The organism is Kitasatospora sp. MAP5-34 (assembly GCF_029894335.1).
GTDB lineage: Bacteria > Actinomycetota > Actinomycetes > Streptomycetales > Streptomycetaceae > Kitasatospora.
This window is the reverse complement of sequence record NZ_JARXZC010000088.1, coordinates 1-3,368: the sequence shown is the minus strand read 5'-3', so window position 1 is coordinate 3,368 and position 3,368 is coordinate 1. Positions and strand designations below refer to the sequence as shown.

Annotated in this window: 1 pseudogene; it reads right to left on the bottom strand. The window is 66.2% G+C overall.

Annotation, left to right across the window (positions count from 1 at the left end):
* A pseudogene (locus tag P3T29_RS32390) lies at positions 1-3,368 on the bottom strand (hypothetical protein); the annotation flags it as partial.

Here is a 3,368-nt window from a genome sequence, read left to right as displayed (position 1 = left end):
AGCAGGAGTTCAACCGCAACCACCAGGCCCGATACCGCGACGCGCTCATACCAGCGGCTTGATCGCCAGAGCCCTCATTAGATCTGCACCCTTCGTTGTTCCAGGTCAGGTTCTGGTTTCCGGTACTGGTGTTCCGCTTGCTGGTGTTTCCGGCAGGGTCGTAGCTGTAGCCGGTCGTGGCGCCGCCGGTGGCGCTGGTACCGGTGAGGGTGTTGGGCTGGGTGGTGGAGTAGGAGGAGGTGGTGACGGTGTCGGTCGAGCCGGAGAGGGCGTGCTGGTTCTGGGTGAGGCGGTTCCCGATCGCGTCGTGGGTCCAGCTGGTCCAGTACGTGCCGCCGGTGATGCCGTCTCCGACGGTGGAGTGGTCGCTGGAGGTAGGAGTAGCGGCGCAGTTGTCGGTGCCGGTCCAGGCGGTGGTGAGCCGGTCGAGTGCGTCATAGGTGAAGCACTGTGTTTCGGCGGTGCTGGAGGAGCCGAGGCGGGTCTCGCTCTGGCGGGTGGGGTTGCCGGCCGGGTCGTAGGTGTAGGTGGTGTCGTCGACACTGGCCGGTGTGGTGGTGGAGCGGGTGACGAGTTGGTCGGTCAGCTGTCCGGTGTGCGGGTCGTAGGTGTTCGTGACGTTTGCGTAGGAGGTGGAGTTGCCCAGCTGGGTTTGGGCGACCTGTCCATAGGCGGTGTAGGTGGTGGCCTGGACGTAGCTGTAGGAGGTGGTGTTCAGGCCGTAGGGGCTGCCGTCGTTGGTGTAGGTGTGGCCGATGGTCTCGCCGGGCAGGCCGCCGCCGAGGGTGTAGGTGTCGGAGGAGAGCAGTCCAATGGTGCTGGTGTAGCCGTGGGTGATCTTCCAGGTCCGGCCCAGGACGGTGCCCTGGGCGGCGGACGGGATGATCGTCTGCTCGCCGAGGGACTCGCCGAACACGTTGTAGCCGACTGCCTGTTGGGTGTACGGGTATCCGTTGAAGTAGGAGGTGGCGGTGGTGGCGTGCCCGATCGGGTAAGTCATTGACGGGACCGCGCTGTTGGCGTTGTCGTACACCCACGCGGCGGTCTGGTTGCCGGGGGCGGTGTTCGATGTCCAGGCGGCCTGGGCGGACGCGGCGGCAGCGTACTGGCCGGTCTTCCGGTTGAGTGCGTCGTAGGTGTAGGAGACGTAGGCGCTGCGGGCGTCCTGGGTCTGCAGGAGGTTGCCAGCCGCGTCATAGACCATGGTGCTGGTGCCCGCGGTGGGGTCGGTCTTCGAGACGACCTCGCCGGCCAGGTCGTATCCGTTGGTCCACACGTCGCCCTTGGCGTCGGTGGTGGTGGACTGGCGGCCGTGCCCGTCGTACCCGTAGCTGGTGGCGAATGTGGTGCCGCCGGTGAGGTAGAAGGTCCCGGTGGTGGTGTTGGCGGGAGTGGTCAGCGTCGGAGCTGCCGAGTACTCGTCGAGTTCGCTCGTGCGGCCCAGCGGGTCGGTCTTGGTGGACTTGGTGACGCTGCCGGACGGGGGGATGACCGTGGTGGCGTCCCCGTTGTAGACGGTGGTCGTGGTGGAGATGACCGTGCCGTACTTCTCGGAGTTGTCGTAGATCACCCGGCCCAGGCCGTCGAAGAGGTAGTCGTCCTGGTTGGCGACCTTGTTGTCGGCGACGGAGACCGGGACTGGGGCGAGGGTCGGGGTGGTCGTTGAGTCCCAGTAGTTGTTGTTCTTCTTGGCTGCCCAACCGCGCGAGTCGTAGAGAGTGTCGGTGATCAGCCGGCCGCCCTGGGGGGTGTGCGTCTGGGTCTGGCGGGCACGGCCGAGGGAGTCCTCGACGCTGACCGAGGTGAGGTATCCGTTGTTGTCGTTGAGCGTGTTGGTCACCACTCCGGACACCGAGGTGTTCGACATGGTGTAGGCGTTGGTCTGGTTGGCAAGGTTGCTGGTTGGCCGCGAGTCCAGCCAGACCGAGGTCACCCGACCGAGAGCGTCGTACTGCTTCGTCGTCACCACGCCGTTGACATCGGTGGCGGTCAAGGCCAGGCCGCGCTCGGGGTCGAGGGTGGTGGAGGTGACGTATGCGATGCCGCCCACGGTGGGCTGGGTGACGCTCTGTCCGGTGGTGAGGTAGGCCGAGTTGACGGTGTAGCTCGTCGTGGTGGTGTTGCCGTTGCCGTCAGTGACCGAGGCAAGGCGGTGATAGGTGCTGTCGTAGGTGTTGCGCGTGGTGGTGCGCCAGGCGAACGCACCCGAGCTGTACGTCGTGGCTTGGCGGGTCATCGTGACCAGGCCCATGGTGGGCGCGCTGGTCTGGGGGAAGGTGGTGTTGAACGCGGTGTCGTCGTAGAACGTTTCGCTCGCAGAGACGACCTGACCCGGCCGGTTCACCCCGGCCGGCGCGCTCAGGGCGTTCAGGCCGCCTGGGACCGAGGAGATAGTTCCTTCGGTGAATCCGCCGCAGGCCACCGAGTCGGTCTCAGTACTGGACACGAGGCCGATGAGGTTCAGGCCGGTGTTGGCGGGCGCGTAGGTGGTGCTGGTGCAACCGTCATAGGCGCTGTTAGCCGGCACAGTGTGCGCGTACGAATAGGTGACGAGACCGAAGCTGGCATCGGTCGTGGTCGCGTCGTACGTCGTGTCGGTCTCGTTGTAGCGCCAGGAGACCTGGCCGCCGTCCGTGAGCCGCTGTCGGGTCCACACCTCGGCGGTGCCGGTCCTGTTGGCGGTCAGGTCCGGGAGTCCGCTGCGGGTGCGGGTGGCGGTGGCCGGGGAGATCCAGTAAGAGGTGATGGTGCTGCTATCGACACCACCATCGTTGCCGAGGTAGGAGGCGGATTCCAGGGCCTTGCCGGAGAGCTGGTTGGCGTCGGTGTGGCTGCCGCCCTGGGAGTCGGTCAGCGACACACTGCGGGTCGAGGTGGACGAGAGGTAGTCCCCGTCCATGCCCTGGTAGTAGGAGGTGACCTGCTTGGTCTTGGCGTCACTGGCGCCGTTGCCGGTGGTCGCCGTCACCTGCTGATAGCCGCGCCACTGCCCGTAGGTGCGGTACTTGGACTGGACGAGTTCGTCGTCGTCGTAGTGCCAGGCCGCGCCGGAGTAGCTGTAGTCGGTCTCCTTCGTGGCGGACCCACCGGTGGTGTCGGTCTCAAGGACCTGCTGGACCGCGTACTTGTTGAACCAGTCCAGCATGGGGCTTGCGGCGTTCTTCGGGGTCCAGTAGACCGGGAAGCAGGAGGCGGTGTTCGCCGACGGGGTCGCCGAGGTCGAGCAGGTCTGCGGCAGCGTGTAGGAGACGCCGGTGACCCCGCCGAGTTCATTGAAGCTTCGCCATCCTCGAACGTGCTGGTCAGAGGGGCTGGCGTGACGGTTCTCCGGGGTGCTCGTGCTGATCGTGGGCAGGAGTCTGCGGTCT